Source organism: Streptomyces sp. ADMS (assembly GCF_033441795.1).
In the GTDB taxonomy this organism is placed as follows: domain Bacteria; phylum Actinomycetota; class Actinomycetes; order Streptomycetales; family Streptomycetaceae; genus Streptomyces.
Map to the genome: position 1 here is coordinate 48,475 of NZ_JAVFVX010000042.1, position 19,343 is coordinate 67,817.

General features: G+C 70.2%; 15 protein-coding genes and 3 pseudogenes. 11 read left to right on the plus strand and 7 right to left on the minus strand.

Features of this window, described 5'->3' with window-relative positions:
- The first annotated feature begins 16 nt into the window (after positions 1-16).
- Positions 17-898 carry an acyl-CoA thioesterase II gene (gene tesB / locus RB628_RS19795; RefSeq protein WP_318321814.1) on the plus strand — a complete coding sequence of 294 codons (882 nt, stop codon included), beginning with the start codon at positions 17-19 and terminating at the stop codon, positions 896-898.
- A 14-nt stretch (positions 899-912) separates the two neighbouring features.
- On the opposite strand, the gene RB628_RS19800 is transcribed toward tesB, so the two are convergent.
- The gene (locus tag RB628_RS19800) at positions 913-1,713 is read right to left on the minus strand and encodes a phosphatase (protein ID WP_318321815.1); all 801 of its coding nucleotides are present in this window, start codon (positions 1,711-1,713) and stop codon (positions 913-915) included.
- A gap of 325 nt (positions 1,714-2,038) precedes the next feature.
- Here RB628_RS19800 and speB point away from each other — a divergent pair, with 325 nt between their 5' ends.
- The 5 genes and pseudogenes from speB to RB628_RS19825 all read left to right on the plus strand — a co-directional run bounded on the left by speB (position 2,039) and on the right by RB628_RS19825 (position 6,165).
- The gene (gene speB, locus RB628_RS19805) at positions 2,039-3,073 is read left to right on the plus strand and encodes an agmatinase (protein WP_318321816.1); all 1,035 of its coding nucleotides are present in this window, start codon (positions 2,039-2,041) and stop codon (positions 3,071-3,073) included.
- The gene (locus RB628_RS19810; protein ID WP_318321817.1) at positions 3,070-4,761 is read left to right on the plus strand and encodes a thiamine pyrophosphate-binding protein; all 1,692 of its coding nucleotides are present in this window, start codon (positions 3,070-3,072) and stop codon (positions 4,759-4,761) included. Before speB ends, RB628_RS19810 begins: the two co-directional genes overlap by 4 nt.
- Positions 4,762-5,264: 503 nt before the next feature.
- A pseudogene (locus RB628_RS19815) lies at positions 5,265-5,480 on the plus strand (thiamine pyrophosphate-binding protein); the annotation flags it as partial.
- A gap of 56 nt (positions 5,481-5,536) precedes the next feature.
- Positions 5,537-5,746: a type II toxin-antitoxin system VapB family antitoxin gene (locus RB628_RS19820; protein ID WP_318321818.1), complete on the plus strand. Its 210-nt coding sequence runs from the start codon at positions 5,537-5,539 to the stop codon at positions 5,744-5,746.
- The gene (locus RB628_RS19825) at positions 5,743-6,165 is read left to right on the plus strand and encodes a PIN domain nuclease (RefSeq protein ID WP_318321819.1); all 423 of its coding nucleotides are present in this window, start codon (positions 5,743-5,745) and stop codon (positions 6,163-6,165) included. The genes RB628_RS19820 and RB628_RS19825 overlap by 4 nt, the downstream gene beginning before the upstream one ends.
- A 72-nt stretch (positions 6,166-6,237) precedes the next feature.
- Here RB628_RS19825 and RB628_RS19830 read toward each other — a convergent pair whose 3' ends face one another.
- Entirely contained in the window at positions 6,238-7,047 is an 810-nt protein-coding gene (locus RB628_RS19830; protein WP_318321820.1) for an endonuclease I family protein, read from the minus strand.
- A gap of 243 nt (positions 7,048-7,290) precedes the next feature.
- Positions 7,291-9,570, minus strand: coding sequence for an ArnT family glycosyltransferase (locus tag RB628_RS19835; RefSeq protein WP_318321821.1), 2,280 nt, complete (start codon positions 9,568-9,570; stop codon positions 7,291-7,293).
- 219 nt (positions 9,571-9,789) lie between these two features.
- On the opposite strand from RB628_RS19835, the gene RB628_RS19840 reads away from it, so the two are divergent.
- From RB628_RS19840 to RB628_RS19860, 5 genes and pseudogenes are all read left to right on the plus strand, one after another.
- Positions 9,790-10,659 carry a serine hydrolase gene (locus tag RB628_RS19840; RefSeq protein WP_318321822.1) on the plus strand — a complete coding sequence of 290 codons (870 nt, stop codon included), beginning with the start codon at positions 9,790-9,792 and terminating at the stop codon, positions 10,657-10,659.
- Between the two features lie 148 nt (positions 10,660-10,807).
- A pseudogene (locus RB628_RS19845) lies at positions 10,808-11,143 on the plus strand (esterase-like activity of phytase family protein); the annotation flags it as partial.
- Positions 11,144-11,307: 164 nt separating this feature from the next.
- A complete protein-coding gene (locus tag RB628_RS19850) occupies positions 11,308-15,084 on the plus strand; it encodes an ABC transporter ATP-binding protein (RefSeq protein ID WP_318321823.1) in 3,777 nt (1,258 codons plus the stop codon).
- Between the two features lie 102 nt (positions 15,085-15,186).
- Positions 15,187-15,573, plus strand: coding sequence for a hypothetical protein (locus RB628_RS19855; protein WP_318321824.1), 387 nt, complete (start codon positions 15,187-15,189; stop codon positions 15,571-15,573).
- Between the two features lie 129 nt (positions 15,574-15,702).
- Entirely contained in the window at positions 15,703-17,163 is a 1,461-nt protein-coding gene (locus RB628_RS19860; protein WP_318321825.1) for an aminopeptidase, read from the plus strand.
- An 87-nt stretch (positions 17,164-17,250) separates the two neighbouring features.
- Here the strand turns inward: RB628_RS19860 and RB628_RS19865 are convergent, their stop codons facing one another.
- The 4 genes and pseudogenes from RB628_RS19865 to RB628_RS19880 all read right to left on the minus strand — a co-directional run.
- Positions 17,251-17,874, minus strand: coding sequence for a GTP-binding protein (locus RB628_RS19865; RefSeq protein WP_318321826.1), 624 nt, complete (start codon positions 17,872-17,874; stop codon positions 17,251-17,253).
- Positions 17,855-18,244 (minus strand): DUF742 domain-containing protein, encoded by a 390-nt coding sequence (locus RB628_RS19870; RefSeq protein WP_318321827.1) that lies wholly within the window; start codon positions 18,242-18,244, stop codon positions 17,855-17,857. The genes RB628_RS19865 and RB628_RS19870 overlap by 20 nt, the downstream gene beginning before the upstream one ends.
- Positions 18,241-18,666, minus strand: coding sequence for a roadblock/LC7 domain-containing protein (locus RB628_RS19875; protein WP_318321828.1), 426 nt, complete (start codon positions 18,664-18,666; stop codon positions 18,241-18,243). Before RB628_RS19875 ends, RB628_RS19870 begins: the two co-directional genes overlap by 4 nt.
- Positions 18,663-19,343: pseudogene (locus tag RB628_RS19880) on the minus strand (hypothetical protein); the annotation flags it as partial. The pseudogene RB628_RS19880 and the gene RB628_RS19875, both read right to left, overlap by 4 nt.

The following is a 19,343-nucleotide window of genomic DNA, read 5'->3' on the forward strand; positions in this document are numbered from 1 at the left end:
CCGTAGAAATGACTGCATGAGTCAGGCACTTCAGTCTCTCCTCGATCTGCTCGACCTTGAGCAGATCGAGGAGAACATCTTTCGCGGCCGGTCCCGGCCCGCCATCGTCCCCCGCGTCTTCGGCGGTCAGGTCGCGGCCCAGGCACTCGTCGCCGCCGGGCGAACGGTCCCCCAGGACCGCCCCGCCCACTCGCTCCACTCGTACTTCCTGCGCCCCGGCGACCCCGGAGTGCCGATCGTCTACACCGTCGACCGCATTCGCGACGGCCGTTCCTTCACCACCCGCCGGGTGGTCGCGGTCCAGCACGGGCAGCCGATATTCCACCTCTCCGCGTCCTTTCAGCAGCACGAGGACGGCCTCGACCACCAGGCCCCGATGCCCGCCGCCCCCGACCCGGCGACGCTCCCCACCGCCGACGAACAGCTCCCCGGGTACGACCACCTGGACCCGGCGGTCGTCGACAAGTTCCTGGAGTCCCGGGAGGCCGTCGACATCCGTTACGTCGACGACCCGCCCTACGGCAGGTTCGGCGAGCCCCGCGAACCGCGCTCCCAGGTCTGGTTCCGTACGAACGGCAAGCTCGGCGGCGCGGTCGACGAACCGCTGCTCCACGTCTGCCTCGCCACGTACGTCTCCGACTACACGCTGCTCGACTCCGTCCTGCTCGCGCACGGACGCGGCGGCTGGGCGGTGGGCGACGTGGTCGGCGCGTCCCTGGACCACGCGATGTGGTTCCACCGCCCGTTCCGCGCCGACGAATGGCTGCTGTACGACCAGGAGTCACCGTCCGCGTCCGGCGGCCGTGGCCTCGGCCAGGGCCGTATCTACACGCAGGACGGACGGCTGGCCATCACGGTCATCCAGGAGGGCGTGATCCGGGTCCCACGCGCCTCCTGACCGGCCGGCCGGTCCTACTCGCTGTCGCCGAGCAGCCCGGCCTCGCCCAGCAGGAACGCCGTCAGCGGGTCGTAGAAGCGCGGGCTCGTCACATGGTCGTCGAGCGGAACGGCCACCTGGAGGGTGCCTTCCGCCTCGGCCAGGAACAGCGCCGGGTCGTTGCAGTCCGCGTACCCGGCGGAGTCGACGCCGTGCTGTGCGGCGTACCCCGCCCAGCCGTGGTCGGCGACGACCAGGTCGGGCAGCGGGCGGCCCTCCCGCTCAAGTCCCGTCAGGATCGCGCGCATCGGCTCGCCGGAGTGCGTGTGCCACAGCGAGGCCCCGTGCTCCAGCACCGCCACGTCCGCGAACTGGAACACGTACCCCTCGTCCGTCGTCAGACCGTCCGGAATGACGACGATCTCGCAGCCGGCGGCCCGCAACGCGTCGGCCGTGGCCCGGTGCACGTCGAGCAGGCCGCCCGGGTGGCCGGTCGCGAACAGCACCCGCTGCTGCCCGTCCGCCGCCTTGCGCAGCCGGGCCGCCAGCCGCTCCAGGGCGGCGACCGTCAGCTCGGGGTCGATGGTGTCCTGGCCGTACCGGTGTTCGGGATCGTCGTTCACACCGACCCGCTCGGCCATCACCGCGAGCACGTCCTGCTCGTCGTTCCAGCGGTCGCCCAGCTCCAGCCCGAGCCAGTAGTGTCGTTCGCCGTTCGCCAGCTTGCGGTAGTGGGAGAGGTTGTTCTCGCGGGGCGTGGCGACATCACCCGCGATGCGGGTTTTCACGAGGTGATCGACAAGCTCGGCGCGGCTGGGAATTGCGGGTATCGGCATGCCTCCCATTGTGAGGCAGGCGACACCGCGAGCACCCGGCGTCCCGACCGCTGGGACGCAGGTCACGCCACTTGAGCACTTGGGGCGGCTACCGCAGCGCGAACCACGACTCCATCCGTACGTCCGGATCGTCGAGGTCCGTGCCGAGCAGGGCCGTGCCCGGCGCCCGCGGCACCCGGTCGCGTGTCGTCGGCCCTCGGCCACCACCTACGCTGGCGCGAGCGGCTCGCCGGGCGCACCATCGAACTCGTACCCGACCCCGTATCCGCGGATCCGAATCCATATCAAAACTGGCCCCGAGGCGCAGGAAAGAAGGCAGAACGGCATGACCAGCAGTTTCGAGGCGCACGAGACGCCCCGCGGCCCCGTCGACTCGTCGCGCATTCCGAGGTTCGCCGGTCCCGCGACCTTCGCGCGGCTGCCGCGCCTCGACGAGGTCGGCGGGCGGGCCGATGTCGCGGTGGTCGGGGTGCCGTTCGACTCCGGTGTCTCGTACCGGCCGGGCGCCCGCTTCGGCGGCAACGCGATCCGCGAGGCGTCCCGGCTGCTGCGCCCGTACAACCCGGCTCAGGACACGTCGCCCTTCGCGCTGGCGCAGGTGGCGGACGGTGGGGACATCGCCGTGAACCCGTTCAACATCGCCGAGGCGGTGGAGACGGTGGAGGCGGCGGCCGACGAGCTGCTGGGGACGGGCGCGAGGTTGATGACCCTCGGCGGCGACCACACGATCGCGCTTCCCCTCCTGCGCTCGGTGGCGAAGAAGCACGGCCCGGTGGCCCTGCTCCACTTCGACGCGCACCTGGACACCTGGGACACGTACTTCGGTGCCGAGTACACGCACGGGACGCCGTTCCGGCGGGCGGTGGAGGAAGGCATCCTCGACACCTCCGCCCTCTCGCACGTCGGCACGCGCGGCCCGCTCTACGGCAAGCAGGACCTGGACGACGACGCGAAGATGGGCTTCGGCATCGTGACGTCGGCGGACGTGATGCGACGCGGTGTCGACGAGGTCGCCGGCCAGCTCCGCCAGCGCGTCGGGGACCGCCCGCTCTACATCTCCATCGACATCGACTGCCTCGACCCGGCGTTCGCACCCGGCACGGGCACGCCGGAGGCCGGCGGCATGACGTCGCGGGAGCTGCTGGAGATCCTGCGGGGTCTGGCGTCCTGCAACCTGGTCTCGGCGGACGTCGTGGAAGTGGCCCCCGCGTACGATCACGCCGAGATCACGTCGGTCGCGGCGTCGCACACGGCGTACGAACTGACGACGATCATGTCCCGCCAGATCGCCCAACAGAATGCACAGGCCCGCAGGGACAAGAGGACCAAGGGCGAGAACGAGGACGGCGAAACGAAGTGACCCACGACCACGACCTGGTACTGAGGCCGACCCCCGCCCAGACGGAGGCCGCGCTCAACCCGCCCCCCGGCCGCAACGGCGGAGACCTGGTCGTGGAGACGCTGGCCGGCCTCGGCACGACGACGGTCTTCGGCCTGCCCGGCCAGCACGCCCTGGGCATGTTCGACGCGCTGCGCCGCTCGGACCTCCGGTACATCGGCCTGCGGGTGGAGAACAACGCGGGGTTCGCGGCGGACGCGTACGGCAGGATCACGGGAGAGGCGGCGCCGCTGCTGCTGTCGACGGGCCCGGGTGCGCTGACGTCACTGGCGGCGCTCCAGGAGGCCGCGGCGGCTTCGGCCCCTGTCCTGGCGATCAGCAGTCAGATCCCGACGGCGGGGCTGGGCGGTGGCAGGCACGGCTACCTGCACGAACTCCCGGACCAGCAGGCGTCGTTCAGGGGTGTGGTGAAGTCGGTCCACACGGTGCGTACGCAGTCCCAGATCCCCTCGGCGATCGCCGACGCCTGGAAGTCGGCGCTCACGGCCCCGCACGGCCCGGTGTGGGTGGAGATTTCGCAGGACGTGCTGATCGCCGAGACGACGATCCCGGTGGTGACAGGCGGCGACGCCTTCCCCGAGGAGTTGCCCCCGCGCCCCGAACTGACGGCGCTGGCAGCCCACTTGCTGTCGAACGCCGAGCGCCCGGCCATCATCGCGGGCGGGGGCGTCGTACGGGCGGACGCGTCGGGCAAACTGCGGGCGCTCGCGGAGCGACTTCAGGCGCCGGTGGTGACGACGTACGGCGGTAAGGGCGCGTTCCCGTGGACGCACCCGCTCTCCCTCCAGTCCTGGCTGGAGGACCGGCACATGACCGACTTCCTGGAGGACGCGGACGTCCTGCTGGTCGTCGGCTCGGGACTGGGCGAACTGTCGTCGCACTACCACACGTTCAGGCCGCGCGGCCGGGTCGTCCAGGTCGAGGCGGACCTGGGCAAGCTGGAGTCCAACCACCCGGCGCTGGGCATCCACGCGGATGCGCGGTTGGCGCTGCAGGCGCTACTGGAGACGCTGCCGGCGGCGGCACGGGAGGACGAGACGGCTGGGGAGCGGGTACGGAGAGTGCTGGACCGGGTGGGTGAGCGGATCGCCGCCCAGGAACTCATTCTGGAACAGGGCCTGTTGGCGTCGATCAGGGCAGCCCTGCCGCCCCGCTCCCCGTCCTTCTGGGACATGACGATCCTGTCCTACTGGGCCTGGTCGGCCTTCGATCCGCGCGGTGCGAACACGATGCACTCGGCCCAGGGAGCGGGCGGCCTCGGGTACGCGTTCCCGGCGGCGCTGGGAGCGGCGGTGGCGGATCCGACGTATCCGGTGCTCGCGGTCTCGGGGGACGGCGGCGCGTTGTACGGGATCGCGGAGCTGGCGACGGCCCGGCAGTACGACCTGAACGTCACCTGGCTGATCGTCGACGACGGGGGCTACGGCATCCTGCGCGAGTACATGACGGACGCGTTCGGGGAGACGACGGGGACGGAGCTGGCGCGGCCGGACTACGTGGCGCTGGCGGAGTCGTTCGGGGTGCCGGGGGTGCGGACGTCGGCGGAGACACTGGAGACGGACCTCGCGAAGGCGTTGGCGTCGCCGGGGCCGTCGGTGGTGGTGCTTCCGGCGGTGCTGCGGATGTTCGCGGCGACGCATCTGGGCTGACGAACAGGCACTGTCCGGCACTGGAGGCCAGGTCGGAGGGCCCGTCGAACATTGCACGCGTCAGCGCGGCCATCGCTTCGGAGTCCTCGCCAAAGGATGAGGAGAAGGACAGTGGGACGCGGCGGGCGATGCGATCCAGCGCTACGTCCTCCGGGGTGCGCCCCTCCAGGAGGGCCAGCGTGCGCAGTGCTTCTGCTTCGCTGCCCGTGTAGGTGACGGTGACAGTGACGGCGTCCTCGGGCGATGCCGCATGGTCCGGCGGCGGAATGGGGGCGTCGGCCACGGGGGATCTCCTCAGGTGCCCCGTTCGGTGTGATGTGTGGCGATTCTGACAGTACCGTCGCGTGGGCGGCGCTCATCACGGAAGCGCCAGTTCCATCAAGCCACTGCGTTGGGCGAAGATCCCGATCGGCATCAGTTCAGAACTTGACACCTAGCCGTCATTGAGCTTCAACCAACTCGAAGGTCAACACCGACGAGCAGCGCCACCAACCTCATGGCCGGCAACAGCTGTGCAGCACGACCTGAACGTCGCCCTGGCTGATCGTCGACGACGGCGCTACGGCATCCTGCGCGAGCACATGACGGACGCCTGCGGCGAGGCGACGGCGAAGGAGCTGACCCGGCCGGACTGCGTGGCGTTGGCGGAGCCCGGCCGTTCGGTGGTCGTGCCTCCGCCGACGCTGCCGATGTTCGCGCCGACGCACCTTGCTGGCTGACCGAGGTCACAGCGGGGTATATTTTGCATATGGAAGACCCCTAGGGAGGATATGCCATGTCGAATCTGTACGTGGAGGTCGACGACGACGCCCTCAGCGAGGCCGCTGAGATACTGGGCACCAAGACCAAGAAGGACACGGTCAATGCGGCGCTGCTGGAGGTCGCGAAGCGTCGGCGGAGGCTGAAGGCACTGGATGAGCTGGCGGCCAAGGGGGAGCGGGGCGACTTCGACATTCTGCTGAACAAGGAGAACTACCGTCGATGAGTTTGGTGACGTACCTCATCGACACCTCTGCCGCCGCGCGTCTTCTGACGAACAAGCGTCTGCGGGAGCAGTGGAGCGATGCCCTGGCCGAGGGTGTGGTGGGCATGTGTGAGCTCACCGAGTTGGAGATGCACTTCTCCGCCCGGTCCCTGATGGATCGACTGGAGAATGAGGCGCTCTTCGCCGAACTCTTCAACTGGGTACCGATGCCCGATGGCGTGTACCGGCGGGCCCGGGCAGTGCAGCGCAGGTTGACCGACTCCGGCGAACACCGCAGCGCAGGCGCCGTGGACCTGCTGGTGGCTGCCACGGCTGAGCTGTCCGGGCTGGCCGTCCTGCACTACGACACGGATTTCGAGACGGTGGCCAAGGTGACCGGTCAGTCGACACGATGGGTGGCACGAGGCGGCACGCTGTGACCGGAAGACCCGTACGGCGACGCACTGAACGCCCCGCGTGGATCACGGGGCGTTCAGGGTAAGGCGGAGCGTCTACCAGATCGCCTCGACCCACTCCGGGTGGTCGATGAACGGGTTGCGGTTGTTCTGGTACGTGTCGTAGATCGCCTGGTTGCGCTTCTCCTCGAAGGCGCTCGGCGGGTCCTCTTCGTTCCACGCCTTCAGGACCGAGAGACGGCCCATGTACGGGTTGCTGCCGTTGCCGACCAGGTTGTTGGGCTCCAGGTCCGCCCAGCCGTCGTCGCCCTCGTAGCGCACGGCCATGTAGAGGATCATTCGGGCCACGTCGCCCTTGTCCGCGTCGCGCGGCTCGAAGGAGTCGGAGTCCTTGAGGCTGCCGCCGCCGTTGGTGACCGTGCTGCCGCCGTTGTCGAAGTCCAGGTTGCCGCGGATGCTGTTGACCTGGACGTCCGCCGGGCGCAGGTGGTGCAGGTCCGTGCCGGGGCCGGTCGCCTCGCCGAAGTCGCCGTGGGACTTGGCCCACACGTGCTCGCGGTTCCAGTCGCCGACGTCGCCGCCGTTGAGGGACTTGCTGCGCGAGACGCCGCTGTACAGCAGGATCACGTTGCTGCTGTTGTTCGGGTCCTGGTCGGTGACCTTGAGCGCGTTCCAGACCGCGGAGTACGAGATCTTCGTCTGGCTGCTGATGATCGTGTGCAGCGAGGACTTGAGGCTCGTGCCGGTCTTGCCGATCGCGTTCTTGTAGTACGTCGAGTCGTACGCGGTCGTCGTCGCGCCGGCCGGGGCGGCGGTCATCGTGGGGATGGCGAGGGCGGCCAGGACGGTCGACGTGGCGAGCGCCACGGCCTTCCAACGGCGGCTGCGTATCTGCGTCGCGGGCATCGGGGGTGTCCGTTCTACGCGTGTCGAATGAGCGAGACATCCGGGAGCGTGACATGGACATGCGTTTCAGGCAATGAACTGCACGTGTCCGTTGGGTGACTTAAACCGGCAACTCGGTTGATTTGGGCTCGATTTGACGCGCGTAGAGCCAAGGGGAGGGCGAGAGGTGGTCTGAAACGCAGAGTGGCCCCCGACCGGTGTTCCGGTCAGGGGCCACACGGTGTCAGCCGGTGCCGGTCGGGCTCAGCTGACGTCCGACGCGTCCAGACGGTAGATCGACGACGTGGACTCCGTGCTGCCGGACTCCGTCGTCGCGCTGCCGCTGTACTCGCTCTCCTCGACCGCCGTACCGTGCTCCTGCACCCAGGCCGTGACCTCCGAGCTGAGGCTGGAGCCACCCATGCCGCCCCCGCCGCCCATGCCGCCGCCGAGCTGGATGTAGTGCAACTCGCCCTTCTTCACCAGCTCCTTGAGCTTGGCCAGCGTCATCGCCCTGTCGGTGCCGGTCCAGCCCCACATGGAGATCACCGGCTCGCCGCTGCTCACGATCAGCTGCGCCGCACCCTGCGAGTTCGACACCGCCAGCAGCCACTTGGCGCCGTCCTGGTGCTTCTTCAGGTACGTGATCAGCTCGCTGTCGGCGCCGCCACCCATGCCGCCGCCGCCCATGCCGCCGCCGCCCATGCCGCCGGGCTGCGCACCCTGCTGCTGACCGCCGGCCCCGGTGTTCGTGCCGCCGGTGCCGCTCGTGCCGCCCGGAGGCGTACCCGTTCCGCCGCCCTGCTGACCGCTGCCGCCGGGCGCCCCGCTGGGCATACCGCCACTGGGCGGCGTACCCGTCTGACCGCCCTGCTGGCCGCCTTGTTGCTGACCGCCCTCGGCCTGGCCGCCCTGCTGCTGGCCGTTCTGCTGGCCCGGCCCGCCGCTGCCGCCGGGGAAGCCTCCGCCGGTCCGGCCGCCGCCACCCCCGCCACCGGGCCCACCCATGCCACTGCCCGTCGAAGGCCCGGCCGTCGGATTCGTACCGCCCATGCCGCCCCCCGTCGCCGAGGTCTCCGCCAGGGCGTACGAGGCCGGGCCGGCCACCGCCGCGACGATCGCCGCCACCACCGAGGCGGCCAGCAGCCGCGCTCGGCGCCCGGTGCGGAAGACCAGCAGGCCCGTGATCGCCAGTGCCATGACCACGGCGATCGTCGGCCACAGCCACGCGTTCCAGTCGGCCGTGCGGCGCAGCAGCACGATCGACCAGACGCCGGTGATGCCGAAGGCCAGCGGGAGTACCCACACCCACCGCTTGTCCGTGCGGAACGCGCGCAGCAGGAGCACTCCGCCGCCACCGCACAGCGCCGCGATGCCGGGCGCGAGGGCGGTCGTGTAGTACGGGTGCATCGTGCCTTCGGCCATGGCGAAGGTGAGGTAGTGGAGCAGTGTCCAGCCGCCCCACATCAGCAGCGCGGCGCGGGTCGCGTCCGTACGCGGGGCGCGCCCGATCAGCACCAGACCGCCCACCAGCGCGATGCCCGCGAACGGCAGCAACCAGGAGATCTGGCCGCCGAGGATGTCGTTGAACATCCGGCCGATACCGGCGGTCCCGGAGAAACCGCCGCCTCCGCCTCCACCGCCCCCGCCGTTGCCCTCGCCGCCGAGGACGCGGCCGAGACCGTTGTAGCCCATGATCAGGTTCCAGGCGCTGCCGTCCGTCGAGCCGCCGATGTACGGACGTTCGTCGGCCGGTACGAGGGACACGGCCGTCGCCCACCAGAAGCTGGCGACCGCGAGCGCGACGCCCGCGAGCAGCAGGTTCACGATCCTCTTCACGAGGCCCAGGTTGGCCGCGTACAGGTACACCGCGAAGACGGCCGGCAGTGCGATGTAGCCCTGGAGCATCTTCGTGTTGAAGGCGAGGCCGAAGCAGACCGCCGAGCCGAGCAGCGGCAGCAGCCTGCCGTCACGCGTGGCGCGCAGGGCGAGGGCCGCGCCCGCCACCATCAGGCAGACCAGCAGCGTGTCGGGGTTGTTGTCCCGGTTGATGGCCACGGTGATCGGGGTGAGCGCCAGGACCAGCGCGGCCACGGTGGCCGCCGCGTGCCCGAACACCCGCTTCACGGAGGAGTGCAGGATCCAGATGGTGCCGAGCGCGGACGCGATCAGCGGCGCCATCATCTGCCAGGTGCCGTAGCCGAACACGCGGCAGGACAGGCCCATGACCATGAGGACGAAGGGTGGCTTGTCGACGGTGAGGAAGTTCCCCGCGTCGAGCGAGCCGAAGAACCACGCCTTCCAGCTCTGCGTGCCGCTCAGCACGGCCGCGCTGTAGAAGCTGTTGAGGCTGGAGGAGGAGAGGTTCCAGGAGTACAGGACCCCGGCCAGCACCATGATCGCGAGCAGCGCGGGCAGCGACCATCGCGGCGCCTTCTCAGGCGTGCCTGACACGGCGGGGGCCGGTGGAGTCTCGGGGGCCGCGGGATCGGCGGCTGCGAGGGTCTCCGGGGCGTGGGGGCGTGGGTCGGTGGCAGATGTCACCAGCGAATCGTCCGGACGCGGGGTGGGTGCGCGCTGTGGTGTGGCTGGGGGCCACCTGTGAATCAGGGCAACAGTGCGTTACGCGCGGTGCAGGCACTCCCCGAAGGGGTTCGGTCAAGAATCGGTCAGGTGTACAACCATTCGCACGTACATGTGAGTCAGATAAGTGCCGGCGTGCCAGGAGCGCGCTGACGCCTTTCACGGGGATGGGGAACCTCCATGACTCACCGCATATCCGGATCCGTCAGATCCGCGCGCGCCCGCGTACTCGGCGGCGCCGCCGTCTGCGCCGCGACCGTGCTGTCGCTCGTTGCCACTGCGACGCCCGCCACCGCGGCGACGGCGGCCGTCAGTTGTACGTCCGCCAAGCCCGCCCTCGCCACCAAGCTCAAGCGGGACATCACCACCGCCCTCTCCGGGCGCCGGGGCTCCATCGGTGTCGGCGTCTTCGACCGGGCCACCAGGACGACCTGCGTGTACCGGGCGCAGACCGCCTTCGACTCGGCCAGCGTCGTCAAGGTGACCGTCCTGGGGGCCCTGCTCTGGGACGCCCAGAAGACCAACCGCGCACTGACGGCCACCGAGAAGAGCCTCGCGAAGGCCATGATCACCAAGTCGGACAACGCCTCGACCACGAAGCTGTGGAACCAGCTGGGCCTGACGAAGATCAAGGCCTTCGTCGCGGCGGCAGGCATGACGCAGACCAAGCCCGGTGCGAACGGCTACTGGGGTCTCACCCAGATCACCGCCCGTGACGAGCAGAAGCTTCTCGCGCTCACCACCATCACCAACTCGGTCCTGACCGACAACTCCCGTGCGTACATACGGCAGTTGATGAGCCAGGTCATCGCGTCCCAGCGCTGGGGCACGCCGAAGGGCGTGCCCTCGGGTGTCTCCGTGCACGTCAAGAACGGCTGGCTGTCACGCGCCACGCACGGCTGGCGGGTGCACAGCGTCGGCACGTTCAAGGGCGGCGGCCACGATTACATGATCACGGTGCTCACGCACGGCAACAGCACCTGGAACTACGGCATCGCGACCATCGAGGGCGTTGCCAAGGTCGTCCACCGGGATCTCGCGGCGAGCTGACCGCAAGCACACCGCGAGCCGACTTCACCGCAGCGCCTCCCCGCCGTCACCGACCCGACCTACGGTGACGGCCATGCGCCTGCGAGCCGTACGACCCCTGTGAACCGTACTCACCGCCCTCACCGCCGGCCTGGCGGCGGCCACCTGCCTGACCGGCGGTTTCACCGCAGGCGTCGGTAACACCGTCCGTCTCTACCTGGCCGACCCGCGCCCTGCCACCGACACGAGCGGCGTCGAGAAGCTCACCGGCCAGGACAACGGCGTACGCCTGGTCAAGAAGACCCTCCTCGCCGACATCGTGAACTGTCCGTCACTCGGAGCGACCGCCAAGCAGCCCCAGCCCAACCCCCTTCTCGACAACATCGAGGGCATGGTCTTCACCGGCCGAGTCCGCGGTGGCCTGCGCGTCCTTCTGGTCAGCGACGACAACCAGAACGCCGCGCAGACGACTCGCTTCTGCTTCCTGCGCGTGCGGACGGCATAGCCACAGCTCACCCCCCGGAGTTGTTGCGGAGGGATGAAATCGGCTTTCGCCCGTGTTGGTGCTTACCGGCGGAGCGCGGATTGTGTGGATCTACGAAAGGCACCGGAGTGGCAGAGCGACGGGGGCGGAAGCCGGAACACGAACCGGAACCAGCACCGGAACAGGTGGCGGAGCCGGAGCCGGGATGGGCGCGGCGGCTGATCGGATACGCCTGGCGGTATCCGAAGGACGTCGTGCTCTCCCTGGGCGCGTCCCTCGGCGGTATGGCTCTGATGGCGATCGTCCCGCTGATCACCAAGGTGATCATCGACGACGTCATCGGGGACAAGACGCGTTCCATGGCTCCCTGGGCGGGCGCGCTCGTCGTCTCCGCCGTCCTCGTCTACGTCCTCACCTACATCCGCCGCTACTACGGCGGCCGGCTCGCCCTCGACGTCCAGTACGACCTGCGGACGGAGATGTACGGGACGATCACCCGGCTCGACGGGCGCCGCCAGGACGAGCTGTCGACCGGGCAGATCGTCGGGCGGGCCACCAGCGACCTCCAGCTGATCCAGAGCCTGTTCTACATGCTCCCGATGACCCTCGGGAACGTGCTGCTCTTCGTGATCTCCCTCGCGATCATGGCCTGGCTGTCGATCCCGCTGACCCTGGTCGCCCTCGCCGTCGCCCCCGCTCTCTGGATCATCGCCAAGCGCAGCCGTAGGAAGCTGCACCCGGCCACCTGGTACGCGCAGGCCCAGGCCGCCGCCGTCGCGGGTGTCGTCGACGGCGCCGTCACCGGCGTACGCGTGGTGAAGGGGTTCGGGCAGGAGGACCAGGAGACCGGGAAGCTCAGGGAGGTCGGGCGGCGGCTCTTCGCGGGGCGGCTGCGGACCATCCGGTTCAACTCCGTCTACACCCCGGCCCTGCAGGCCGTGCCGGTGCTCGGGCAGGTCGCCATGCTCGCCGTGGGCGGCTGGCTGGCCGTGGGCGGGCGCATCACGCTCGGTACGTTCGTCGCCTTCTCCACCTATCTCGCCCAGCTCGTCGGACCCGTGCGCATGCTCGCCATGGTGCTGACCGTCGGGCAGCAGGCGCGGGCCGGTACCGAACGTGTCCTTGAGCTCATCGACACCCGGCCCTCCATGTCCGACGGGCACAAGGACCTGCCCGGCGACGCCCCCGCCACCGTCGAGTTCGACGACGTCTCCTTCGGGTACGACCCCGAGCGCCCCGTCCTCGACGGGCTCAGCTTCGAGATCCGGCCCGGTGAGACCCTCGCCGTCGTCGGCTCCTCCGGCTCCGGCAAGTCGACCGTCTCCCTCCTCCTGCCGCGCTTCTACGACGTGACGCGCGGCGCGGTCCTCATCGGCGGGCACGACGTCCGCGAGCTGACCCTCGACTCGCTGCGGGCCGCGATCGGACTCGTCCCCGAAGATTCGTTCCTCTTCTCCGACACCGTCCGCAACAACATCGCGTACGGCCGCCCGGACGCGACCGAGGAACAGATCCTGGTCGCCGCGCGCGCCGCCCAGGCGGACCGATTCATCGCCGAGCTGCCCCACGGCTACGACACCAAGGTCGGCGAGCACGGCCTCACCCTCTCCGGCGGTCAGCGGCAGCGCGTCGCACTCGCCCGCGCGATTCTCACCGACCCCCGGCTCCTCGTCCTCGACGACGCGACCTCCGCCGTGGACGCGCGCGTCGAGCACGAGATCCACGAGGCGCTGAAGCACGTCATGGAGGGCCGGACCACCCTCCTCATCGCCCACCGCCGCTCCACCCTCGGCCTCGCCGACCGCATCGCCGTCCTCGACGACGGCCGCCTCGCCGACCTCGGCACCCACGAGGAACTCCAGGCCCGTTCCGCCCTGTACCGGCGGCTGCTGACCGACCCGGACGAGCTGGGCGGCGTCTCGCCCGGCCGCGCCACGCCTTCCTCCGGTCCGCCCGAGGACACCTCCGTACGGGACGAGCTGGACGCCGAGTTCGACGCCGAGCGCGGGGTCACGCCGAGGCTGTGGAACGGCGACCGGGAGCGCAGGGACACGGCGTTCGACGGGATGCCGGCCACGCCCGAACTCCTGGCCCAGGTCGAGGCGTTGCCCCCGGCCGCCGACATCCCGGACATCGACGAGGCGCGCGCGGTCACGCCCGAGGAGTCGTACGGGCTGAAGCGGCTGCTGCGTGGCTTCGGGCTGCCGTTGCTGGTGAGCCTCGGGCTCGTCGCCGTGGACGCCGGGATGGGCCTGCTCCTGCCGATCCTGATCCGGCACGGCATCGACTCGGGCGTCTCCGAACTCGCCCTCGGTGCCGTGTGGGTGGCCGCGGGGCTCGCCCTGGTGTCCGTCCTGTTCCAGTGGGCGGCGCAGATCGGCGAGATGCGGATGACCGGCCGTACCGGTGAACGCGTGCTGTACGCACTCCGGTTGAAGATCTTCGCCCAGCTGCAGCGCCTCGGACTCGACTACTACGAACGGGAGTTGACCGGGCGGATCATGACGAGGATGACCACGGACGTCGACGCGTTGTCGACGTTCCTGCAGACCGGGCTGGTCACCGCCTTCGTCTCCGTCGTCACCTTCTTCGGCATCATGGTCGCCCTGGTGGTGATCGACGCGGAGCTCGCGCTCGTCGTGTTCGTCACCATCCCGGTGCTGGTCCTCGGCACGTTCTTCTTTCGCCGGGCGAGCGTGAAGGCGTACGAACTCGCCCGTGAGCGCGTGGCCGTGGTCAACGCGGACCTCCAGGAGTCGGTGGCCGGGCTGCGGATCGTGCAGGCCTTCCGGGGCGAGCGCTCGGGCCGCAAGCGCTTCGCGGAGGGCAGCGACAGCTACCGCCAGGCGCGCGTGCGGGGCCAGTGGCTGATCTCCGTGTACTTCCCCTTCGTACAGTTGCTGGCCTCGGTCGTGGCCGCCGCGGTGCTGGTCGTGGGCGCGGGGCGGATCGAGAACGGGTCGCTGACGACTGGTGCGCTGGTCGCCTACCTGCTGTACATCGACCTGTTCTTCGCTCCCGTGCAGCAGCTCTCGCAGGTCTTCGACGGGTACCAGCAGGCGACGGTGTCGCTGGGGCGCATCCAGGAGCTGCTCCAGGAGCGGACCTCGACGGAAGCCGCCGAGGAGCCGCTGGACGTGCGGTCCCTGCGCGGTGACATCGCCTTCGAGGGCGTGGACTTCGCCTACGGGGATGACGAAGAGGCGCTCAGCGGCGTCCAGTTGACCATTCCGGCCGGGCAGACCGTCGCCTTCGTCGGGGAGACGGGCGCCGGCAAGTCGACGCTCGTGAAGCTGGTCGCCCGCTTCTACGACCCGACCGGCGGCCGGGTCACCGTCGACGGCACCGATCTGCGCGCCCTCGACATCACCTCGTACCGCCATCGCCTCGGGGTCGTGCCCCAGGAGGCGTACCTGTTCCAGGGGACCGTACGGGACGCCATCGCGTACGGGCGGCCCGACGCCACCGACGCCCAGGTGGAGGCGGCGGCCCGGGCGGTCGGGGCGCACGACATGATCGCCACGCTGGAGGGCGGCTACCTCCACGAGGTCGCCGAGCGCGGACGCAACCTCTCGGCGGGCCAACGCCAGCTGATCGCGCTGGCCCGCGCCGAGCTGGTCGACCCGGACATCCTGCTCCTCGACGAGGCGACGGCGGCACTGGACCTGGCCACCGAGGCCCAGGTCAACCAGGCCACGGACCGCCTCGCAGGCCGCCGTACGGCCCTCTCGTCGCCCGACCACCACCCCTCGACGAGCGCTTACGCGCGCACCACCTTGATCGTCGCCCACCGCCTCACCACGGCGGCCCGTGCCGACCGGGTCGTGCTCATGGACCACGGGCGGGTGGCGGAGGACGGCACCCACGAGGAGCTGCTCCAACTCGGCGGCCAGTACGCCGAGTTGTGGCGCACGTTCGTAGGAGCGCCGGAGCCGGAGGAACCGGTCGCCTCGTCCCGCTGAGCGACCCGAACCGTCGCGCAACCGTTCGGCAGGTGCCGTGCGTCCGTACATCAGTACGGAAAACGGTACGGTCGTGGCCGGCGGCGGCTGGAGGGGGAGACGGTGACTGTGGGTTCGGTACGGCGGCGGACGGCGCTCGGGCTGGCCGTCCTGACCGCGTCCGGGACGCTCGCCCTCGCGAGTCCGGGCACCGCCGACGCGGCCTCGGCGTGCTCCGGCCGCAAGACGCGGACGCTGGCCTTCTCCACCGGCGAGGTGCGCATCTACCGCCGCAGCGGCTACGTCTGCGCGGTGACCGTGCCCAAGCGGCCGGGCGCGCGCCAGTGGATGTCGGTGAGCGTACGGGCGCGGGGCGGGCGTCCGGTCGTCGACGAGGGGCTGTTCTCGAAGCGGGCCGGCCCGGTGACCGTGCACGCGGGGCGACGGCAGGTGTGGGTCAAGGGGGCGGTCGGGCGGGGTGGGGTCAGCTCCGGCTGGATTCGGTGTTGAGGCCGGTTCTGGACCTGCCCGAACCCTATTGACCGACCCCTTGCCCGAGGGTTTTCCCTATGGACCCTGGTGCGTCCGGCAGTTGCTCCGATAGCTTCCGGCGCACAGATGTTTCATAGGGGAGGGTGCATGCGCAAGGCGCTCAGATGGCTGCTCGCGCTCGCCGTGCTCATGGGCACGGTGAGTACGGCGGGGGCGGCGACCGCCGCTCAGCCGGAAGCCATATCCGGCACCAAGAGCAGTACCAGCACTGCCAGTTCGGACATCAAGGACCAACTCCTCGCGATACCGGGCATGAGCCTGATCCAGGAGAAGCCGTACACCGGCTACCGGTACTTCGTCCTTGACTACACGCAGCCGATCGACCACCGGCGACCGTCCAAGGGCTCGTTCCAGCAGCGCATCACCGTCCTGCACAAGGACGTCTCGCGCCCGACGGTCTTCTTCACCAGCGGGTACTTCGTCAACACGAACCCCAGCCGCAGTGAGCCGACGCGGATCGTCGACGGCAACCAGGTCTCCCTGGAGTACCGCTTCTTCACGCCGTCCCGTCCCGAACCGGCCGACTGGTCCAAGCTGGACATCTGGCAGGCGGCCAGCGACCAGCACCGCGTGTTCCAAGCGCTCAAGCCGATCTACGCCAAGAAGTGGCTGTCCACAGGCGGTTCGAAGGGCGGCATGACCGCCACGTACTACGAGCGCTTCTACCCCCGCGACATGGACGGCGTCGTCGCGTACGTCGCCCCCAACGACGTGGTGAACAAAGAGGACTCGGCGTACGACCGGTTCTTCGCCACCGTCGGCACCAAGGAGTGCCGCGACCGGCTGAACGGCGTACAGCGCGAGGCGCTCGTCCGCCGGGAACCGCTGGAGAAGCGGTACGCGGAGTACGCCGCCGCCGAGGGCTTCACCTTCGACACCATCGGCAGCCTCGACAAGGCGTACGAGGCCACCGTCCTCGACTACGTATGGGGCTTCTGGCAGTACAGTCTGCTCGCCGACTGCGAGTCCATCCCGGCGGACGCGAGGAACGCGACCGACGACGACATCTGGACCTCGATCGACACGATCGCCGGGTTCTCCTTCTACACCGACCAGGGCCTGGAGCCGTACACGCCGTACTTCTACCAAGCGGGCACCCAGCTCGGCGCGCCCACGATCCACTTCCCGCACATCGAGAAGCAGTACATCCGGTACGGCTACCTGCCTCCGCGGCACTTCGTCCCCCGGGACATCGGCATGAAGTTCCAGCCGCAGGCGATGCGTGACGTCGACAACTGGGTGAAGCACCGCGCGAACCAGATGCTGTTCGTGTACGGGCAGAACGACCCGTGGGGCGCCGAGCCGTTCCGCCTGGGCAAGGGCGCGAAGGACTCGTACGTCTTCACCGCCCCCGGCCTGAACCACGGCGCGAACGTCGCGGGTCTGGTCCCCGAGCAGAAGGCGCTCGCCACGGCCCGCATCCTGGAGTGGGCCGGCGTCGCCTCGACCGCCGTCCAGTCCAACCCGTCGGCGGCCAAGCCGCTGGCGACGTACGACGCCAGGCTCGACAAGCGCAACATCGAGCGGGAGCCCGCGCTGCGGCCGTAACGGCCGTGGAGAGCAAGGGCGGTTGACCGGGCAGTTGATCGCGGAGGGGTCCGGTGGCAGATGTCACCGGGCCCCTCCCTCGTCAGGTCAGCCGCCGATCGCGGCGGCCGGCCGGCCGGCCATCAGCCGGTTGACCAGGGCCAGCAGCAGGTCCCGGCTGTCCCGCCGCTGACGGAGGTCGCCCATGAGGAGCGGGACGTTCGGGTCGAGGTCGAGCGCGTCGCGCACCTCGTCCACCGTGCGGTCCCGGAGCCCGTGGAAGCAGTTGACGCCGACCACGAACGGGACGCCACGGCTCTCGAAGAAGTCGATCGACGCGAAACTGCTCTCCAGCCGCCGGGTGTCCGCGAGGACGACCGCGCCGAGCGCCCCGTGCACCAGGTCGTTCCACATGAACCAGAAGCGTTCCTGGCCGGGCGTGCCGAACAGGTAGAGGACGAGCTCGGCGCTCACCGTGATCCGGCCGAAGTCCAGCGCCACGGTCGTGGTGGTCTTCAGCTCCACCCCGTCGAGCTCGTCCACGCCGAGCCCCGCGACGGTCAGCTGCTCCTCGGTGTGCAGGGGCGGAATCTCGCTCACGGACCCGACCATGGTGGTCTTGCCGACACCGAAGCCGCCCGCGACCAGTATCTTCACCGCGGCGGGCGCGGGGGGCGTCCCGGCCACGGACGCCTGTGACCCGGCCTGTTCGTCAGAGTCTGAGTAGGGCATCCTTCACCGCCTGAAGAAGAGTCATGTCGGGTGTCTGGCCGGCCGCGACCGCCAGCGGCGGCCGGGCTGTCAGCCGGGCCAGCGTGATCAGGTCGTCGACGAGGATCTTCGTCACCGCCACGGGCAGGTTCAGCCCGGCGGCGACCTCGGCGAGGGCCACCGGAGTACGGCACTGCCGCAGGATCAGCCGGTGCTCGGGCTGCAGCCCCCGGTCGCCGGGCCGTTCGCCGGGCGCGACGGTGGCGATCACCGTGATGAGGGTGAGGTCGTCACGCACCGATGCCGTACGCCCATGGGTGATCGTGTACGGCCTGACGAGGCTCTCCTCGGCGTCATCGTCGTCCGGCGACGCGTCCGCCCAGTGACTCACTCACGCCCCCCGCCCTCCAGGTGGACCCGCACCTCGGTCCCCAGCCGCTGCCCCACCTGCTGTACGAGGGTGTCCATCGCCACGGCCATCACCTCGGCGTCGACCTCCTGGTCCGCCACGACCGCGAGGTGGGTGCCCCGCCCGGCCGAGCTGACGAACAGCCAGATGTCGTCGAGCTCGATGATGACCTGGCGGACCGCTCCGCCGCCGAAGACCTCGCCGACCCCACGGGCCAGGCTCTGCTGACCGGTGGCGATGGCTGCCAGGCGCTCCGCGTCGACCCGGGCGACACTGCTGGACTGGCTCACCACCAGCCCGTCGTCGGACAGCACGATGGCGTTCCGGGTGCCCGGAACCTGGTCGACCAGACGGTCGAGCAGCCAGTCGAGGTCGGAGTTGGTGGCAGTGGTTCGCAGAGTCATCGTCCGTCTTCCTTCCGGGCCCGGTCGGGTCCCGGTGAGGGGTGGGTGGGCTGTTGGGCGGTCTGGTGGTCGGCTTCGGGCCTGAGCCGGGAGGCCCGGGACTGGCGCTGGAAGGCGCCGACGGTGGCGCCGGATCGGGCACCCGTCCGGCGGGGCGGGGGCTGCGCGGCGGCGCTGGTGGGGCCGGTGCGCGGCGGTTCGGCGGAGGTGTACGAGGGGGGAGGCTCCCGGAGTTCGGCGGCGAGACTGGCCTGCCGGACGCGCCGGGGGAGGGGGTTCGGGCTGCTGCCGGAGGACTGGGCGGGGGGCTGCGCGGGAGTCTGCGCAGGGGCCTGCGGGCGGACCGCCGGTGCGATCCAGGGACCGATGAGCGGACGCGCGTACGCCTCCTGCTCGCCGGCGTGCACGGCGCGCGGCCGGGATGCGGGTCGGGCGGGGGTACCCGTCGGTCCCGGATGGGCGGTTGTTCCGCGGGGCGTGAGGGGGTCCGGGGTGGGGGCGGCCGGAGTGCCGGGTTGGTCGGGGGTGTCCGTCGGTCGGGTGTGGGTGGTTGCCGCGCGGAGTGTGAAGGGGTTTGGGGTGGGTGTCGCGTCTGGGGTGTCCGTCGGTCCCGGGCGGGTGGTCGCTCCGCGGCGGGTGAGGGGGTCCGGGGTGGGTGTCGACGGTGGTGTGGGGCG

What these genes read in the sequence shown, in the direction of transcription:
- RB628_RS19840 (WP_318321822.1), top strand. Translation starts at nt 9,790, where the DNA reads ATGACTCACCGCATATCCGGATCCGTCAGATCCGCGCGCGCCCGCGTA.
- RB628_RS19800 (WP_318321815.1), bottom strand. Translation starts at nt 1,713, where the DNA reads ATGCCGATACCCGCAATTCCCAGCCGCGCCGAGCTTGTCGATCACCTC.
- tesB (WP_318321814.1), top strand. Translation starts at nt 17, where the DNA reads ATGAGTCAGGCACTTCAGTCTCTCCTCGATCTGCTCGACCTTGAGCAG.
- RB628_RS19875 (WP_318321828.1), bottom strand. Translation starts at nt 18,666, where the DNA reads ATGACTCTGCGAACCACTGCCACCAACTCCGACCTCGACTGGCTGCTC.
- RB628_RS19820 (WP_318321818.1), top strand. Translation starts at nt 5,537, where the DNA reads ATGTCGAATCTGTACGTGGAGGTCGACGACGACGCCCTCAGCGAGGCC.
- RB628_RS19860 (WP_318321825.1), top strand. Translation starts at nt 15,703, where the DNA reads ATGCGCAAGGCGCTCAGATGGCTGCTCGCGCTCGCCGTGCTCATGGGC.
- speB (WP_318321816.1), top strand. Translation starts at nt 2,039, where the DNA reads ATGACCAGCAGTTTCGAGGCGCACGAGACGCCCCGCGGCCCCGTCGAC.
- RB628_RS19830 (WP_318321820.1), bottom strand. Translation starts at nt 7,047, where the DNA reads ATGCCCGCGACGCAGATACGCAGCCGCCGTTGGAAGGCCGTGGCGCTC.
- RB628_RS19825 (WP_318321819.1), top strand. Translation starts at nt 5,743, where the DNA reads ATGAGTTTGGTGACGTACCTCATCGACACCTCTGCCGCCGCGCGTCTT.
- RB628_RS19865 (WP_318321826.1), bottom strand. Translation starts at nt 17,874, where the DNA reads ATGCCCTACTCAGACTCTGACGAACAGGCCGGGTCACAGGCGTCCGTG.